General features: G+C 61.7%; 24 protein-coding genes and 1 pseudogene. 6 read left to right on the forward strand and 19 right to left on the reverse strand.

Annotated elements, in window-relative coordinates:
* Positions 1-16: 16 nt before the first annotated feature.
* The gene (locus tag IT775_RS08105) at positions 17-568 is read left to right on the forward strand and encodes a TetR/AcrR family transcriptional regulator (protein ID WP_212700584.1); all 552 of its coding nucleotides are present in this window, start codon (positions 17-19) and stop codon (positions 566-568) included.
* Here IT775_RS08105 and recO read toward each other — a convergent pair.
* The 17 genes and pseudogenes from recO to folK form a co-directional block, all read right to left on the reverse strand.
* On the reverse strand, positions 536-1,288 hold the full coding sequence (gene recO, locus IT775_RS08110) for a DNA repair protein RecO (RefSeq protein ID WP_212700585.1): 753 nt from the start codon (positions 1,286-1,288) through the stop codon (positions 536-538). The two genes, IT775_RS08105 and recO, sit on opposite strands and share 33 nt — an antisense overlap.
* A 97-nt stretch (positions 1,289-1,385) precedes the next feature.
* Entirely contained in the window at positions 1,386-1,583 is a 198-nt protein-coding gene (locus IT775_RS08115; protein ID WP_212700586.1) for a Flp family type IVb pilin, read from the reverse strand.
* A gap of 208 nt (positions 1,584-1,791) precedes the next feature.
* Positions 1,792-1,986: pseudogene (locus tag IT775_RS08120) on the reverse strand (DUF1491 family protein); the annotation flags it as partial.
* A 27-nt stretch (positions 1,987-2,013) separates the two neighbouring features.
* Positions 2,014-2,160, reverse strand: coding sequence for a recombination protein O N-terminal domain-containing protein (locus tag IT775_RS08125; RefSeq protein ID WP_212700587.1), 147 nt, complete (start codon positions 2,158-2,160; stop codon positions 2,014-2,016).
* Between the two features lie 242 nt (positions 2,161-2,402).
* Positions 2,403-3,080 (reverse strand): DUF6796 family protein, encoded by a 678-nt coding sequence (locus tag IT775_RS08130; protein WP_212700588.1) that lies wholly within the window; start codon positions 3,078-3,080, stop codon positions 2,403-2,405.
* Positions 3,081-3,157: 77 nt separating this feature from the next.
* Positions 3,158-3,601 carry a hypothetical protein gene (locus IT775_RS08135; RefSeq protein ID WP_212700589.1) on the reverse strand — a complete coding sequence of 148 codons (444 nt, stop codon included), beginning with the start codon at positions 3,599-3,601 and terminating at the stop codon, positions 3,158-3,160.
* A 268-nt stretch (positions 3,602-3,869) separates the two neighbouring features.
* Positions 3,870-4,199, reverse strand: a complete 330-nt coding sequence (locus IT775_RS08140; RefSeq protein ID WP_212700590.1) for a DUF1491 family protein — start codon at positions 4,197-4,199, stop codon at positions 3,870-3,872.
* Positions 4,200-4,204: 5 nt separating this feature from the next.
* Positions 4,205-5,110: a GTPase Era gene (era, locus tag IT775_RS08145; RefSeq protein ID WP_212700591.1), complete on the reverse strand. Its 906-nt coding sequence runs from the start codon at positions 5,108-5,110 to the stop codon at positions 4,205-4,207.
* Between the two features lie 218 nt (positions 5,111-5,328).
* Entirely contained in the window at positions 5,329-5,691 is a 363-nt protein-coding gene (locus IT775_RS08150) for a RidA family protein (RefSeq protein ID WP_212700592.1), read from the reverse strand.
* Position 5,692: 1 nt separating this feature from the next.
* A complete protein-coding gene (gene rnc, locus IT775_RS08155) occupies positions 5,693-6,373 on the reverse strand; it encodes a ribonuclease III (protein WP_212700593.1) in 681 nt (226 codons plus the stop codon).
* Entirely contained in the window at positions 6,370-7,194 is an 825-nt protein-coding gene (gene lepB / locus IT775_RS08160; protein WP_212700594.1) for a signal peptidase I, read from the reverse strand. The genes rnc and lepB overlap by 4 nt, the downstream gene beginning before the upstream one ends.
* Positions 7,195-7,252: 58 nt before the next feature.
* The gene (gene acpS, locus IT775_RS08165; protein WP_212700595.1) at positions 7,253-7,654 is read right to left on the reverse strand and encodes a holo-ACP synthase; all 402 of its coding nucleotides are present in this window, start codon (positions 7,652-7,654) and stop codon (positions 7,253-7,255) included.
* Between the two features lie 83 nt (positions 7,655-7,737).
* Positions 7,738-8,490 carry a pyridoxine 5'-phosphate synthase gene (locus IT775_RS08170; RefSeq protein WP_212700596.1) on the reverse strand — a complete coding sequence of 251 codons (753 nt, stop codon included), beginning with the start codon at positions 8,488-8,490 and terminating at the stop codon, positions 7,738-7,740.
* A gap of 42 nt (positions 8,491-8,532) precedes the next feature.
* Positions 8,533-9,195 (reverse strand): DUF2062 domain-containing protein, encoded by a 663-nt coding sequence (locus tag IT775_RS08175; protein ID WP_212700597.1) that lies wholly within the window; start codon positions 9,193-9,195, stop codon positions 8,533-8,535.
* A gap of 16 nt (positions 9,196-9,211) precedes the next feature.
* Positions 9,212-11,344: a RelA/SpoT family protein gene (locus tag IT775_RS08180; protein ID WP_212700598.1), complete on the reverse strand. Its 2,133-nt coding sequence runs from the start codon at positions 11,342-11,344 to the stop codon at positions 9,212-9,214.
* 30 nt (positions 11,345-11,374) lie between these two features.
* Positions 11,375-11,731: a DNA-directed RNA polymerase subunit omega gene (gene rpoZ, locus IT775_RS08185; protein WP_212700599.1), complete on the reverse strand. Its 357-nt coding sequence runs from the start codon at positions 11,729-11,731 to the stop codon at positions 11,375-11,377.
* Between the two features lie 74 nt (positions 11,732-11,805).
* Positions 11,806-12,372, reverse strand: a complete 567-nt coding sequence (gene folK / locus IT775_RS08190) for a 2-amino-4-hydroxy-6-hydroxymethyldihydropteridine diphosphokinase (protein WP_212700600.1) — start codon at positions 12,370-12,372, stop codon at positions 11,806-11,808.
* 144 nt (positions 12,373-12,516) lie between these two features.
* Here folK and IT775_RS08195 point away from each other — a divergent pair, with 144 nt between their 5' ends.
* The 5 genes from IT775_RS08195 to IT775_RS08215 all read left to right on the forward strand — a co-directional run bounded on the left by IT775_RS08195 (position 12,517) and on the right by IT775_RS08215 (position 15,830).
* Complete coding sequence (locus IT775_RS08195) at positions 12,517-13,086, forward strand: LabA-like NYN domain-containing protein (RefSeq protein WP_212700601.1); 570 nt, start codon at positions 12,517-12,519, stop codon at positions 13,084-13,086.
* Positions 13,087-13,221: 135 nt separating this feature from the next.
* Positions 13,222-14,172, forward strand: coding sequence for a 4-hydroxy-3-methylbut-2-enyl diphosphate reductase (ispH, locus tag IT775_RS08200; RefSeq protein WP_212700602.1), 951 nt, complete (start codon positions 13,222-13,224; stop codon positions 14,170-14,172).
* Positions 14,173-14,174: 2 nt separating this feature from the next.
* Positions 14,175-14,762: a class I SAM-dependent DNA methyltransferase gene (locus tag IT775_RS08205; protein WP_212700603.1), complete on the forward strand. Its 588-nt coding sequence runs from the start codon at positions 14,175-14,177 to the stop codon at positions 14,760-14,762.
* The gene (gene rnhA, locus IT775_RS08210) at positions 14,755-15,207 is read left to right on the forward strand and encodes a ribonuclease HI (RefSeq protein ID WP_212700604.1); all 453 of its coding nucleotides are present in this window, start codon (positions 14,755-14,757) and stop codon (positions 15,205-15,207) included. The genes IT775_RS08205 and rnhA overlap by 8 nt, the downstream gene beginning before the upstream one ends.
* A 2-nt stretch (positions 15,208-15,209) precedes the next feature.
* Positions 15,210-15,830 (forward strand): trimeric intracellular cation channel family protein, encoded by a 621-nt coding sequence (locus IT775_RS08215; RefSeq protein ID WP_212700605.1) that lies wholly within the window; start codon positions 15,210-15,212, stop codon positions 15,828-15,830.
* Between the two features lies 1 nt (position 15,831).
* On the opposite strand, the gene IT775_RS08220 is transcribed toward IT775_RS08215, so the two are convergent.
* A complete protein-coding gene (locus IT775_RS08220) occupies positions 15,832-16,068 on the reverse strand; it encodes a GlsB/YeaQ/YmgE family stress response membrane protein (RefSeq protein WP_212700606.1) in 237 nt (78 codons plus the stop codon).
* A gap of 9 nt (positions 16,069-16,077) precedes the next feature.
* Positions 16,078-16,314, reverse strand: a complete 237-nt coding sequence (locus IT775_RS08225; RefSeq protein WP_212700607.1) for a hypothetical protein — start codon at positions 16,312-16,314, stop codon at positions 16,078-16,080.

Here is a 16,314-nt window from a genome sequence, read left to right on the forward strand (position 1 = left end):
CGCGTAGGGGTGAGATATGACCGCCAAGAAACGCCTTTCGAAATCCGACTGGTTGCAAGCCGGGTTCGCCGCTCTCGTCGAAGAAGGCCCGACCGCGCTGAAGGCCGAACCGCTGGCGCGGCGGCTGAAGACGACCAAGGGGTCCTTCTACTGGCATTTCGCCGATGTGCCGGCCTTTCACGCCGCGCTGCTGGACGTATGGGAAGCCGAAGCGCTGTCGCCGATTGCCCGGATCGTGGAAGAAGAATCCAGTTCCGGCGCCAAGCTGCGCCGGCTCGGCCAGGACATCACCGACTATGCCAGCGACGTCACCGCCGACAAAAATCCCGAACGCGCCATCCGCGCCTGGGCGCAGGGCGATGGCGGCGTGGCCGACCGGGTGGCAAAGGTCGACGGGCTGCGGCTGAACCTTCTGTCGGAACTGCTGCGCGACAACGGCATCACCAATCCCGATTGGGCCCGGGTGATCCTTGGGTCGACGATCGGCATCAAGAGCCTGCCGGCCAACGCAAACGATACGGGCGGGCCGATGGGATCACTGGTCGATCTGGTTCTCGCCCTGCGCTGAGCGCCGCTCCAACCCGTCGATGAACCTTTGGCGCGCCTCGGGCAGCGGTTTGCCCTGCGCCCCCTCGGCCAAGGATTTGCGCAGGAAGAACCTTGTCACCTCCAGCCCTTGCAGGACGTCGGATAGCGGATGATCGGTGCCACCCAACAGGCATTCCGGCAGCGGCAACAGCCGGTCGGCCCATTCCCCCGCCCCCGCACGCGACACCGCCCGGCCGGTCCTGGGCGAGATATAGCTCAGGTCATTCGCCGCCCCGCAGACGGCGCAGGCCGACAGGTCCAGCCCGTATCCCAGTTCCTCAAGCAACGCCATTTCCCATCGCAAGTAGGCCAGCGGCCAGAGCCCGGTTTCGTCCAGAACGTCGAGCAGAGCCTCGGTCCGCCGGTAAAGCGGCAGATGCGCTTCGCGTTCGGGCAGCGCGTAAAGCAGCAGCGCGCAGACCGCGTTCAGCCCGGCCAGCGCCTGACGCCCCGCCATCGCCATCGCCGTGCGGCTGCGCAGCGGTTCGACGGTGTAGCTGCCGATATGATCGGCCAACCGCGCCCGCCACGTCACGTCAAGCTGTGCGCCGGGTTGCAAGATCGGCGCGATTTTCCGGCTGGTGGCGCCGCGCATCACGCCCGCATGGCGGCCGTGTTCGGGAGTAAACAGCTCGAGTATCGCCGAATTTTCGCCGTGCCGCCTAACCGCCAGCAATATGCCCTGATCGCGCCATTCCATAATGTGACCTTGTTGCAGCTTCCAAGAAGGAGCAAGCCCGCACTTCGGGCAGGCATAGCGCCTTCACCCGGCGCCCGACGTCATTCCGGGCAGGCATTCACGTGCTGGCGGGGTCCAACGACCGGATGAAACCAACGAAACTGAGATATGCGCCGGACAGGGCATCGCCAAAAAGCAGCACCGCAGCGATGGTTCCACCGATCAACAGCGCAAGCACCACGAGGTATTCGGTAAAGGCTATGCCGCGCTCGTCGCGCGGGAAACTCATCAACAACAATTCGAACAGCCTCAACATGACGTCTTCCATACACCATAAGCAAACAACGCCGAGTTTGGCCGAGGAAGGTACATAAGTACAGGCAAATACTGAAAGCCGTGAGGCTGCGGATTACGCGGCGCGACAACCGATCTTCCCCGCGCCCCAAGCCCGCACAATCGGTGACGTCATTCATCACTCAGGGGGCACATCCTCCCGGCGGCTGGAAACGCGGACCGAGGCGCCGCTAATCTGCCAGCCCCGGCTCGTCCAGTAGGTGCCGGCCCTGCCGGTCCTCAACCTCGACCACCCAGAGATCGGGATCGAAACCGCGCTGCTTGGCGATGGCGGCATCGACGTCGCGTTCCTCGCCCGCGACCGGTTCCATCCACTTTCGGGCGCCGGTCATCAGGTCGAAGGAACGCTGATAGGCCACCGCTCGCCGCGCCACGTCAATCTACGCGCCGAGTTACGGGATCGGGGCGACCTTGCGGCTGGTGGTGCCGCGCATCACACCCGTATGGCGGCCGTGGTCGGGGGTGAACAGCTCCAAGATGGCCGCGTTTTCCCCGTACCGTTTCACCGTCAGCAATATGCCCTGAGCGCTCCATTCCATGCGTGGGCTGTGGGGTAAGCGCAGCGGATTGTACAAGGTAAATTGCGGGTGGGAATGGAGGGCCCATTGAGCCTAAACCAGCCATTCAGCAGCACGCTCCCACACCCCAAATACGTGCCCAAAGCGGACCATAAACGTATTCTGATCCTAGATCGGTCAAACACCAAAGCCGGCCGTGGGCTCGTACGGACAGTACGTTTCGGGGCATGTTGAAATGTGCGCCACAGGACAATTCTTCGGCCCTACAGCGAGAGTGAAAACTCGTCGCGTTTCACCAATATCAAGGTCGTGACCAAGAAAAGAACAGCCAACGGCAGGTTCAATCCCGTAATGGCAAGAAATGCCTTCAGCCCATTCAGGTTCTCGGGCAGAATAGCGATGGCAATTGCGGAAAAGAACACAAGCCCGATCGGGCTCACAAGCGCCGTCCAGCGCGGGTAGAATGATTTTCCAGACAGGATCATACCCAGGATCAGCACCGAAACCACGGCATAGCCTATCACCAGGGAATAGGCCCAAGGCTGCCAATAGTCCCGCATGCCTTGGATGAGTTCGGCGTCTTCGGAACGCAAAATATCTCCGACAAATGCTAGCGAGCCGTGCATGCCGACGCCGATCGGCGTGAGATAAAGGGCAAGTGCGAGAAAAACTCTGGACCAGAAAAGGCTGGCCGGTTTCAGAGCTTGGAAGACCAGGAAAAAGCCAAGAACATGAAGCGGAATGAAGTAAAGACCAATGTAGTTACCAGCCACATAGGTCCAACGCGGTTTGTCCACATAAAAGCCCGCAATGTCCTCCAGGCTAACCGAAAAGGCTGTCGCCATTTGACCGGCATGCGAAGACCAGACCGAGAGTATGTCAGCGAGAACTCCCATCAGCGCGCCGAAGGTCGCAAGCACACCAAGGACGAGGATTGTCATGCGATTTGCCATACTCATTTGTCCTTTGAGCCTAGAGTGATATCAGACAGCGCCAGGATCGTCCGTCTGGCGCAAATTCAAAATCCCAAACGGTTAAGGGTATCCCGCCCCCTTGATGCATGCAGTAACCACGTGAAGGGTATGGCCGACAGAAACGCGGGCAAAAGACCAGCGGTGACAAAAAGCGTAGGTGCGCTCGCTCCGCCAAAATAGTCGAACCGGCTGTCCATGATGTAGCAGATCATAGTGCAGATTGAGAGTATCAAGGCATAAAGAAACGCGGTGCCAATCCAGGTCGTCAGACGATCAGGTTTTCGCGCGCGCCATACAGTCACCACAACGCCGACCGCGACAGCCATCGCGATGGCGCAGGTAACGGTCCAAGCGAGCTTCAAAAGGACGTTCCCTGCGGGATAGAGCCATAATCCCCAGCCCAGGAAATAGGTCAGCTCGCCGGCCGCTGTGAATGCCAGTGCAAGCTTGAACGGCCTGAGGCGTTCGCGTCGTTTCTGCTTATCCACCCTCATTCCTCCACCATTCCGAATGATGCAGTTCTGGCGCCAAGTCCGGCACCGGCAGACTGAAAGCCTTGTTTAGGAACATACGGCTTCCAGTCACAGGAAGCTCAATAGCTGTCTAGATAAACTCTTCGTGTACCCACAGGGATGGCAAAGGCGTGCGACGGACTGCGCGAGCGAAGGTCCAAGTGTTGCATCCGATCATGGAAAGGCCTTGTCGTCCGTCCGCTTCAGCCGCAAAGAGAACATTTGACGCCAATTCAGCCCTACCTCAATCCGCCAGCCCCGGTTCGTCCAACAGGTGCCGGCCCTGCCGGTCCTCGACCTCAACAACCCAGAGGTCGGGATCGAAGCCGCGCTGCTTGGTAATGGCGGCATCGACGTCGCGCTCCTCGCCCGCGACCAGTTCCATCCACTTGCGGGCGCCGGTCATCAGGTCGAAGGAACGCTGATAGGCCACCGCCTGCCCGTCCAGCGTGTTGAGCTTGATCAGCACCGCGCCGGCGGTGTCGTCGCCATGGGCCACGACGAAGGCCGGGATGTCGTAAAGGCGCAGACGGGTCAGATAGGCATCAACCCAGATCCGGGCAGTCAGGCGCATACGCGTTAGTTCCCGTCCTTGAAATCAAGCCCCATCTCGGAATAGCGCGCGGCCTCTTCCAGCCAGCCGGTGCGCACCTTCACCTGCAAGAACAGGTGTACCTTGCGGCCGAGGAATTCTTCCAGTTCCTCGCGCGCGGCCTTGCTGATCGCCTTGATGGTTTCGCCGCGATGACCCAGCAGGATGCCCTTGTGCCCGTCGCGGGCGACATAGATCACCTGATCGATCCGGGCCGACCCGTCCTTGCGTTCTTCCCAGTTCTCGGTTTCCACGGTCAGCTGATAGGGCAGTTCCTGGTGCAGTCTGAGCGTCAGTTTTTCGCGGGTGATCTCGGCGGCGATCATCCGTAAAGGCAGATCAGCGATCTGATCTTCGGGATAGAGCCACGGCCCCTCGGGCACTTCGCCCGCCAGCCAGTGCCGCAGATCGTCGACGCCGTGGCCCTTCTCGGCCGAGATCATGAAGGTCTTGGCAAAGGGATAGCGATCGTTGAGCTTCTGCGACAGCGCCAAAAGCGCCTCGGCCTTGACCCGGTCGATCTTGTTGATCGCCAGCGCCACGGTGCGGCCCTTGCCGATCTCTTCCAGCCCTTCGAGGATCTTTTCCACCCCCTCGGTGACGCCGCGATGCGCCTCGACCATCAGCACGATCACATCGGCATCTGCCGCGCCGCCCCAGGCGGCGGCGACCATCGCCCGGTCCAGCCGCCGGCGCGGTTTGAACAGGCCCGGCGTGTCGACGAAAACGATCTGGGCATCGCCCTCGATCGCGACGCCGCGGATGCGGGCGCGGGTGGTCTGCACCTTGTGGGTGACGATCGACACTTTCGCCCCGACCATGCGGTTGGTCAGGGTCGATTTGCCCGCGTTGGGCTCTCCGATCAGGGCAACGAATCCGGCGCGTGTGGTCATGTGGGCCTCTTCTAATGAAGCGCAGTATGTAGCGGGAATGCGTTGCCTTGACCAGAGGCCGCAACGGGCGGCGAAATCCGGCATGAATTTCGCTGCATTCAGCCGGACATTGTTAGCTTCATTCTGGCCGGGAAACGCACCCGCACCGCCCGTCCGTGCCTACCCCACGCGATCCCGGCAGGGCGGGCCGGATCACACCGTCACGGCGGTCAGGTTCATCAGCACCCGGAAGTCGGGTTTCGGCAGCTCGCGCACCCCCAGCACCGTGCGGGCCGGCCGGTGCCCCCCATGACCTCGACATAGGCGCGGTTCATCTCGTCGAAATCGGCCATTTCCTTCAGAAAGACCTGGATATGCACCACGTGGTCCAGGTCGGACCCGGCGCTGCGCAGCAGCGCGTCGAAGTTCCTGAGAATCTGCCGCGCCTGCGAAAACGTGTCCTCGCCGGCCACCGTGCCGGTTTCGGGATCGACACCGCCGACTCCACCGATGGTGATGTTTTCGCCAACCTTGGCGATATGCGAATAGGGACCGATCGGGATCGGTGATCCCGTCGGCGTATAGGTTTCGACCTTGGCCATATTAGGTCTCCAGCCGCGCCAGCAAAGCCTTGGCCGCCGCCTGTTCCGCCTGCCGCTTCGATCCGGCGATGGCACGTTCGCTTTCGCCGTTGTCCAGTTCGACCGCGATGGTGAAAACCGGCGCGTGATCGGGGCCGGAGCGCGAGACTTCCACGTATTTCGGCGGTTTCAGCCCGCGCGCCTGCGCCCATTCCTGCAAGGCCGTCTTGGCATCACGGGCATCGGCCTTCACGTCGTCGATCCGCTTGCCCCACAGCCGCAGCACCATGTCGCGCGCCGCATCGAACCCGGCATCGAGGTAAACGGCGGCGATCACCGCCTCCATCGCGTCGCCGAGCAAAGCCTGCTTGCGCCGCCCGCCCGACATCATTTCCGACCGGCCCAGTTTCAGCACCGCACCCACATCGATGGCCTTCGCCACGTCGGCGCAGGTTTCCTTGCGCACCAGCGCGTTGAAACGCGGCGCCAGTTGCCCTTCGGTTGCCGCAGTGTCGCGCGCCAGAAGGGCCTCGGACATCACCAGCCCCAACACCCGGTCGCCCAGGAATTCGAGCCGCTGGTTGTCTTCCCGCGTGGGCGAGGACATCGAGGAATGGGTCACCGCGCGCAGCAACAGTTCGGGCTGCGCGAAACGATGCCCGATGCGGCCCTCGAAGGCCTTCAGTTCGGCCGACAGCTTCACTCGATCCCTTTCAGGTAACGGTCTGACCGCCAGGTCCAGAAGGCCAGCATCGAGCGCCCGGCGGAGGAGAACATGATGCGATCGGCGCGGCCGATCAGGTTTTCATAAGGCACGAAACCGACGCCCCCCGCCTGCTGCGGCACGCGGCTGTCGGTGGAATTGTCGCGGTTGTCGCCCATGAAGAAATAATGCCCCGCCGGAACGGTATAGACCGGCGTGTTGTCCGAACTCTGGTTGCCGATATTCAGCACCGCGTGCTCCACTCCGTTCGGCAGGGTTTCGATCTGGCGCGACTTCATGCAGTCGCCGCCGGTGCCGACGGGTCCGTTTTCACAGCGCGGGCGCAGCCCCTGCGGCCCTTGCGGGCTGGCAGGTTCGACAAAGGTGCCGTCGTTTTCCAGCTTCACCGCCTTGCCGTTGATATGCAGCACGCCGTTTTTCATCTGCACGGTATCGCCGGGCAGACCGATCAGGCGCTTGATGTAGTCGCTGCCATTCACCGGGTGACGGAACACGATCACGTCACCGCGTTCCGGTTCGCTGCCCATGATCCGGGTGTTGTCGCCGTCAAGGAAGGCACAAAGCCCCTTGGCATCGATGCCCAGCGGTCGGATCGTCGGGCAGGAGGCATAGGAATAGCCATAGGCCATCTTGTTGACGAACAGGAAATCGCCGATCAGCAGGGTGTCCTTCATCGATCCGGACGGGATCCAGAACGGTTGGAAAAAGACCGTGCGGAACACCCCCGCGATCAGCAGGGCATAGACCACCGTCTTGATGGTTTCGACGACGGCATTTCCTTTATTGGCGTCAGCGGCCATTGGGACTTTCTCCTGAATGCGAAGTTGCAGGGGTAGATGAGCGGATGGGGCTGGACTGTCAACCCGAAGGCCGGGCTTCGATCACCACGAAGGCCTGCGCCCAAGGGTGATCGTCGGTCAATGTTACGTGAATGACTGCTTCGTGCCCCGGTGGGGTCATTGCATCGAGCCGTTCCTTCGCCCAGCCGGTCACCTCCATCACGGGCTGGCCGGTATGGATGTTGCTGACCGCCATGTCCTTCCACGCGATGCCCATGCGCAATCCGGTGCCAAGCGCCTTGGAACAGGCTTCCTTCGCGGCCCAGCGTTTGGCATAGGTTCCGGCCACGTCCTTGCGCCGTTCGGCCTTGCGCTGTTCGGTTGGGGTAAAGACACGGTCGCGGAACCTGTCGCCGAAACGGTCCAGCGTTCCGGCAATCCGGTCGATATTCGCCAGGTCGGTGCCGATACCGAGGATCATTCGACACGCACCCGAATATCCCCGACCGCCTTGTTCAGCGCGACGCTCAGCATGGCGGAAACGGCAAGAAACGCCCTCATCTCTCAGCCTTCCCGCGCTTCGTCCATCAGGCGGCGCATTTCCTCGATCGCCGGGCCAAGACCGCGGAAAATCGCCTCGCCGATGATGAAATGGCCGATATTGAGCTCCATCACTTCGGGGAAGGCTGCGATGGGTTTCACCGTGTCATAGGTCAGCCCGTGGCCCGCATGCACCTCGAGCCCCAGCGAATGGGCATAGGCCGACATTTCGCGCAAGGCCTCCAGTTCGGCATCGCGTTCCTCGAAACGGCCTTCGGCATGGGCGTCGCAATAAGCACCGGTATGCAGTTCGATCACCTGCGCGCCGATCCGGGCGGCGGCCTCGATCTGTTTGCGGTCGGCGGCGATGAAAATCGACACCCGGCAACCGGCGTCGCGCAGCGGCGCGATGAAATGGGCTAGCCGGTTTTCTTCGCGGGCCACTTCCAGCCCGCCCTCGGTGGTGCGTTCCTCGCGCTTTTCGGGCACCAGGCAGACCGCGTGCGGTTTGTGCTTGAGCGCAATCGCCTGCATCTCCGCCGTCGCCGCCATTTCAAAGTTGAGCGGCACCGTCAAAGCCCTGGCCAGCCCGTCGATATCGGCGTCCGAGATATGGCGGCGGTCTTCGCGCAGATGCGCGGTGATACCGTCAGCCCCGAAGTCTTCGGCCAGCTTGGCCGCCCGCAGCGGATCGGGATAGGCCCCGCCGCGCGCGTTGCGCACCGTGGCCACATGATCGATATTCACGCCAAGACGCAGTTTTCCCAACGGCTGCATGGCCCACTCCTTCGTATTCCGAACGACCTGTTTGCGGCCAACCTAGTCGCCTTTTGGCGGCTCGTCAGCCTTCAGATGGGCTTTTTTCTTCAAGGCGTTGAATTTCGCCTTCAACGCCCCCTTGCGGCGGTTCTGATAGGCCCGGATCAGCGGCACCGAGATATAATAACAGACCAGTCCGGCTACGATTCCGGGGATGATGCCGCCGATCATGTAGGGGAAAAATACCTCGTCATAGAAGATGGCAAGCCCGTGCCAGTCCATGTCGTGATCGGAGAACACGGCAAGGAAATTGTGCTGCAGGTCGGCGCTGGCATCGAGGAACTTGCCCGCCAGTGACCGTTCGACATCGTGATCCGCCCCGGGATGACGCCCGAGCAGGAAATACCCCGTCTTCATCGAAATCACGCCGATCGGCAGATAGGTCAGCGGGTTGCCGAAAAACGTGCCCAGAAGCGCCGCAAGGATGTTGCCGCGCAGGATGAAGGCCAGCGTCCCGGCGACCACGAAGTGCATACCGAAAAACGGGGTGAAGGTGGTGAAGACCCCGGCGAAAATGCCGCGGGCGATCTTTTCGGGGGAATCGGGCAGCCGGTGCAGCCGGTGTTTGACATACTGCGCCGCCCGGCCCCAGCCACCGCGGGGCCAGAAGAATTCGAACACGATCCTCCAGATCGGTCGGCGGTCGCGGCGTTTGAAGACCAAGGCTTGCGCCCTCCTGCTATCCCGCTTGCGTCGTGACGCGCGACGGATCCCGGTATCTGCGGACCTCCGCGACATCGCTTTCGGCTTCCAGCGCCGACATCACAGAATGCAGATGCTCGGCGTCCCGCAAATCGACCTCCACCAGCAAGCGGAAGAAATCCGGCTTGCGGTCCTCGAACGTCAGGTCCGAGATATTGGCCTTCTGTTCCCCGATCAATGTGCAAACACGGCCCAGCACACCGGCATCGTTGCCGATGGTCAATTCCAGCGTCGTGGCGTGGATCGCGGGATGCTTGCCGGCGTGCCAATGCAGATCCATCCAGCGCTGCGGCTGATCCTCGAAGGCTTCCAGTGCTTCGCAATCGATGGCGTGCACGATCACGCCCTTGCCGCGATGCGAAATGCCCACGATGCGTTCGCCGGGCAGCGGCTGGCAGCACCTGGCGATGGTGAAATGCTGATCATGCGACAGGCCCACCACGGCGCCGCGCAGTTCGATATCGTCCGATTCCGCTTCGCTCAGGTCCGGATAGACCGCATGCAGCACTTCGCGGGTCGTCAGTTCGGCGCTGCCCAACCTGGCCAGCAGCATGTCGATATCTTCGACACGCAGGTTGCGGGCGGCGGTTTCCAGCGCCTTGTCGGTCGCCTTCTTGCCGACATGTTCGAAAGCCGAGCGGGCCAGTTCGCGGCCCAGCTTGATGAAGCGTTCGCGGTCCACTTCGCGCAGCGCCCGGCGGATCGCGGTGCGCGCCTTGCCGGTGATGGCGATATCGAGCCAGGTGGCCTGTGGCGTCTGGCCCTCGGCGGTGATGATTTCCACCGACTGGCCGTTCTTCACCCGGGTCCACAACGGCACCCGCATCCCGTCGACCTTGGCGCCGACGCAGGCATTGCCGATCCGGGTGTGGATGGCATAGGCGAAATCGATCGGCGTCGCGCCCTTGGGCAGTTTCACAACCTCGCCCTTCGGGGTGAAGCAGAACACCTTGTCCGAATACATTTCCAGCTTCACGGCTTCCATGAATTCGGCGTGGTCTTCCTCGGCGTCGAACTGTTCGGTCAGCGAAGCAATCCATTTCGCCGGATCGACGGCGAAGGGGTTCTTGGCCCGCACCCCATCGCGGTAGGACCAATGCGCCGCCACCCCGGTTTCGGCCACGTCATGCATCTGACGGGTGCGGATCTGCACCTCGACCCGCTTGCCGTCGCGGCCCGACACGGTGGTGTGAATCGACCGGTAACCGTTCGATTTCGGCTGGCTGATGTAATCCTTGAACCGGCCCGGCACCGCGCGCCAGCGCTGGTGGATCACGCCCAGGGCACGGTAGCAGTCGTCTTCGCTGTTGGTGATGACGCGGAAGCCGTAGATATCGGACAGGCGCGAGAATCCGACATCCTTTTCAGACATCTTGCGCCAGATCGAATAGGGTTTCTTGGCGCGGCCGAAAACCTGCGCCTCGACGCCCGCCTCTTCGAACTCCTGCCGCATGTCGCCAGTGATGCGGTGGATCACATCGCCGGTTTCCTTCTGCAGCATCACGAAGCGGCGCATGATCGAAGCGCGGGCCTCGGGATTGAGCACCTTGAAGGCGAGGTCTTCCAATTCCTCGCGCATCGACTGCATCCCCATGCGCCCCGCCAAGGGCGCGAAGATTTCCATCGTCTCGCGTGCCTTCTGCGCCTGCTTTTCGGGGCGCATCGCCTTGATCGTGCGCATGTTGTGCAGGCGGTCGGCCAGCTTCACCAGGATCACCCGCAGGTCCTTGGACATCGCCATGAACAGCTTGCGGAAGTTTTCCGCCTGCTTCGTCTCGGAACTGGACAGTTGCAGATTGGTCAGCTTGGTGACGCCATCGACCAAATCCGCCACCTCCTTGCCGAACATCCGTTCGACCTCGGCATAGGACGCCTTGGTATCCTCGATCGTGTCATGCAGCAGGGCCGTCACGATGGTGGCATCGTCCAGACGCTGTTCGGTCAGGATCGCGGCAACGGCAACGGGATGGGAAAAATAGGGTTCGCCGGAATGGCGGAACTGCCCCTCATGCATGGCGAGGCCGAATTCATAGGCCTCGCGCAGCAGGTTTTCATTGGTCTTCGGGTTATAATTGCGGACAAGGGCGATCAGGTCGTCAACCGCGATCATCTTGTCCTTAACCCCTTATGTGGAACAGGCTCAGTTCTGGCCCTGTGCTTCCATCAGCTGCCGCAGCAGCATTTCTTCGGACATGTCGTCCTCGGCCGGTTTGTCGGCCTCGCCGCCACCCATGAGAAGCGCCATCGAATCTTCTTCCGGTTCGTCCACTTCGATCTGGGTCTGGTTGCTTTCGATCAGGCGCTCGCGCAGATCGTCGGCCGACTGGGTTTCCTCGGCGATTTCGCGCAAGGCGACGACCGGGTTCTTGTCGTTATCACGGTCCACGGTCAGAGACGAACCGGAGGCGATCTCGCGCGCACGGTGCGCAGCAAGCATCACGAGCTCGAAACGGTTCGGTACCTTGTCGACGCAGTCTTCTACGGTAACGCGGGCCATGGGACACTCCAATCATTGGACGGGCTGTAGAAAGGGTGTATTTACGGCGGCAGCATACGATTGACAAGCCGAAATCACACCGCGACGACCGCCGCGCGCGCCTCTGCGGGCAATTCATCGCATAATTCGGTGACGGTTTTGCCCAGAAGCGGATGTTTCCACCCCGGCGCCACGTCGGCAAGAGGCACAAGAACGAAAGCACGGTCCTGTATCCGCGGATGCGGAAGAATCAGTTGCTTCGGCGCGGCCTGCATCTGCTGCGCAACCGGCAATTCCATCCATTGCCGGACCGTATCCCTATCCGGCGAAATTTGATTGTCGATGGCAATTATATCGAGATCCAGCGTCCTTCCGCCCCACCGGGACAATCTGACACGACCGAAATCCATTTCAACTTTATGGAGAAATTCCAGAATTTTTTCCGGCCTCCAATCCGTGCGGCAGCGTATGGCGGCGTTTATGTAGTCCGGGCCGGCACCGGCAGGGAAGCAAGGTGTTTTAAAAAAACGACTTTCCTCAACCACATCCAGCCCGCCCGCGCGCAGAATCCTGATCGCCTTGCGCAGCGTGTCGGCGGGCAAATCCCCGTCCAGCGGCAAGTTTGCGCCGAGAGCGATGAGCACATCTTGGGTAGTACCCATATTCCGACCTATCCTTTTGATACGCGCACTCAACTTGCACGGCATAGTAATAACACTTATTTTCGGCGCCCAAGCGAGGCGACGAATTTTTTAACCTATTCACTCACGGACTAGTCGCCAAGCTGATAATCGGAAGGAAATTTGATGTTCTACAAAGACGAACGGCTGGCGCTGTTCATCGATGGGTCTAACCTGTACGCCGCCGCCAAAGCGCTTGGGTTCGATATCGACTACAAGCTTCTGCGGCAGGAATTCATGCGTCGCGGAAAATTGCTGCGCGCCTTTTACTACACTGCCCTGCTGGAGAATGATGAATATTCTCCGATCCGCCCGCTGGTCGACTGGCTGCATTACAACGGTTTCACCATGGTCACCAAACCGGCCAAGGAATACACCGACAGTCAGGGACGCCGGAAGGTCAAGGGCAACATGGATATCGAACTGACCGTCGATGCCATGGAACTGGCCCCTCGGGTTGATCATATCGTGCTGTTTTCCGGCGACGGCGATTTCCGTCCGCTGGTGGAAAGCCTGCAGCGTCAGGGCGTGCGTGTTTCGGTCGTTTCGACCATCCGCAGCCAACCGCCAATGATTGCCGACGAACTGCGCCGCCAGGCCGATAATTTCATCGAACTGGACGAGCTGAAGGAAGCGATCGGGCGCCCGCCGCGGGAAAATCCCGTGGAACGCGAGGTCGCCTATAACGACCACTGAGAAATCCGGGGCCAACGCGCCCCGGTTTTCATTTTCAGCCCCAGTGCAAGGCGGCCCGCGCCGCCGGATGCAGGCTTGCGGTCTTTACGCAAGCCGCTTTCCGGCTTACCTGTTCCGCAACAGGAGACGCAGACCATGACCAAACCGCCGCTCACCCTCTACCTTGCCGCGCCGCGCGGCTTCTGCGCCGGCGTCGACCGCGCCATCAAGATCGTCGAAATGGCGATCCAGAAATGGGGCGCGCCGGTCTATGTCCGCCACGAAATCGTGCATAACAAATTCGTGGTCGACAGCCTGAAGGAACAGGGCGCGGTGTTCGTCGAGGAACTGGACGAATGCCCTGACGACCGCCCGGTGATCTTTTCCGCCCACGGGGTGGCGAAATCGGTCCCCGAAGCGGCCGAGGCGCGGCAGATGATCTATGTCGATGCCACCTGCCCGCTGGTGTCGAAGGTGCATATCGAAGCCGAAAGGCATTCCGAAAACGGGTTGCAGATCATCATGATCGGCCATGCAGGCCACCCCGAAACCATCGGCACGATGGGGCAGTTGCCCGAGGGCGAGGTATTGCTGGTCGAAACCGTCGCCGACGTGGCGACTGTGGACGTTCGCGATCCCGAAAAACTGGCCTTCGTGACCCAGACCACGCTTTCGATCGACGACACCAAGGATATCGTCGCGGCGCTGCAGGCGCGTTTCCTCGCGATCCAGGGCCCGCATAAGGAAGACATCTGCTACGCCACGACCAACCGGCAGGAAGCCGTGAAGGCAATGGCACCGAAGATCGACGCCTTGCTGGTGGTGGGCGCGCCCAATTCGTCGAATTCCCGCCGTCTGGTCGAAGTCGGCGCGCGCAACGGCTGCAAATATGCCCAGTTGGTGCAGCGTGCCACCGATATCGACTGGCGCGCTTTGGAAGGGATCAAATCCATCGGCATCACCGCCGGGGCTTCGGCCCCCGAAGTTCTGGTCGATGAAGTCATCGCCGCTCTGTGCGACCGCTTCGACGTGACCGTGGCGGAGGTCGAAACCGCCAAGGAAAACGTCGAATTCAAGGTGCCCCGCGTGCTGAGAGAACCGGCCTGAGAATGGATGAAGAAACCATCCGAATCTATGATGCCCGCGCGGAGGATTATGCGCAGGTGACAGCGGCGGATGCACCGGGACGGTTGCTGCGCGATTTCATCACCGCCGTTCCGACAGGCGGTCGCGTGCTGGACCTGGGCTGCGGCCCGGGGATCGATGCGGGATTGATGGCGCAAGCGGACCTGCGGGTCGACGCCGCGGATGCCTCGGCCGAAATGGTGGCGCTTGCGGACCAGCGCCCCGGAGTTTCCGCGCGGCAGGCCACGTTTGACGAACTGGTTGCCGAAGCGGTCTATGAAGGCATCTGGGCCAATTTCAGCCTGCTGCACGCCCCGCGCAACGACATGCCGCGCCACCTGGCGGCGATCCACCGCGCGCTGAAGCCGGGCGGACGGTTTCACATGGCGGTCAAGACCGGCGAAGGCGAAAAGCGCGATTCGATCGGGCGCTACTACAGCTACTACACGGAACCCGAATTGATGCGCCTGTTGCAGGATGCGGGTTTCACCGCGACAAAAATTGTGCACGGCAGCGATAAAGGGCTGGACGGGGTCGTGGCCGATTGGATATCCGTTGCCTCCCATGCCTGAACTCTATGCATATACCGACGGAGCGTGCTCCGGTAATCCCGGCCCCGGCGGGTGGGGCGTCCTGCTGCGCGCAACGGATGGCGACACCATCCTGAAGGAACGCCAACTCAAGGGCGGCGCGGCAGAAACCACCAATAACAAGATGGAACTGATGGCCGCCATCATGGCGCTGGAAACGCTGGAAAAGCCCAGCAGCCTCACCATCGTCACCGACAGCGCCTATGTCAAAAACGGCGTCACCGGGTGGATTTTCGGCTGGAAGAAAAACGGCTGGAAAACCTCGAACAAGAAGCCGGTCAAAAACGTCGAGCTGTGGCAGCGCCTGGACGCGGCGCAGTCCCGCCACCGGGTCAGCTGGGAATGGGTCAAGGGGCATGCCGGCCACCCGGAAAACGAACTGGCCGACGAACTGGCGCGCGCGGGCATGGCGCCCTATAAACCCTGAGCATGACAAACCTGATCCTGCTGGATTACGCCTCGGTACTGGTCTTTGCCCTGACCGGTGCTCTGGCTGCGTCGCGCGCGCAGCTGGACCTTGTGGGCTTCATGTTCATCGCCAATCTGACCGCGCTTGGCGGCGGCACCCTGCGCGACGTGCTGCTGGATCGGACCCCGCTGTGGGTCGCGCAGCCGGGTTTCGTGGCGGTCGCATCGCTGGCCGCTGCGGTGGTGTTCTTCACCGCGCATCTGCTGGAAAGCCGCTATCGCGCGCTGCTGTGGTTCGACAGCCTCGCACTGGCCGTCGCCGTGCCCGCCGGCGCAGGCGTGGCGATCAGCCTGGGCCATCCCTGGCCCGTCACGGTGATCATGGGCACGCTAACCGGCACCTTCGGCGGCATGATGCGCGACGTCGTCTGCAACGAGGTACCACTGGTTCTGAAGAAGGGCGAACTTTACGTCACCGCCGCCTTTGCCGGATCCGCCGCCACGGTATTGACGGCCACGGCGGCCGCAGATCCGCTGATCGTTGCCGCGGCCGGGGGATTGGTGACATGGGCGTTGCGCGCGGGGTCGCTGGCCTTCGGCTGGAGCCTGCCGAGCTACAAGAGCCGCCCGCCGCGCTTATAATTCACTTCTTCTGGAAGCTCTGCCAGGCCCAGATCAGCAGCATCGCGCCCAGAACCGCGCCGACCAGCCCGGCCGCCATCCCCATCATCGTCAGCAGCGCGCGCAGCACCAGCCCGCCGATCAATGCCCCCGCGATGCCGATGCCGATGGTGGTGATGATATCGGTTTCCACCTTCATAAGCCGGGTCGCCAGGAACCCGGCGGCCGCCCCGATGATGATCAGCCAGACGATAGACATGGCATGCTCCTACTTGCGGTAATGGGTGGGCACGATGATCAGCGCCCCGATGGAAGACAATATGGCATCGATGCCCGGCGCGCCAAAACGCAGCCCGAACATGATGCGGATGAAATAGAACAGAAAGGCCCCGCCGACGCAGATGATGATCGAGGGCAGATAACCGTTGCGGGTGAAGCCGGTCTTTTCCGACAGGTAACCAACGATCCCGGCAATCACCACGGTTCCGATCAGCGTTGGAAACAT

The sequence above is a fragment of the Thalassovita aquimarina genome (genome assembly GCF_018219815.1).
Classification (GTDB): domain Bacteria; phylum Pseudomonadota; class Alphaproteobacteria; order Rhodobacterales; family Rhodobacteraceae; genus Thalassobius; species Thalassobius aquimarinus.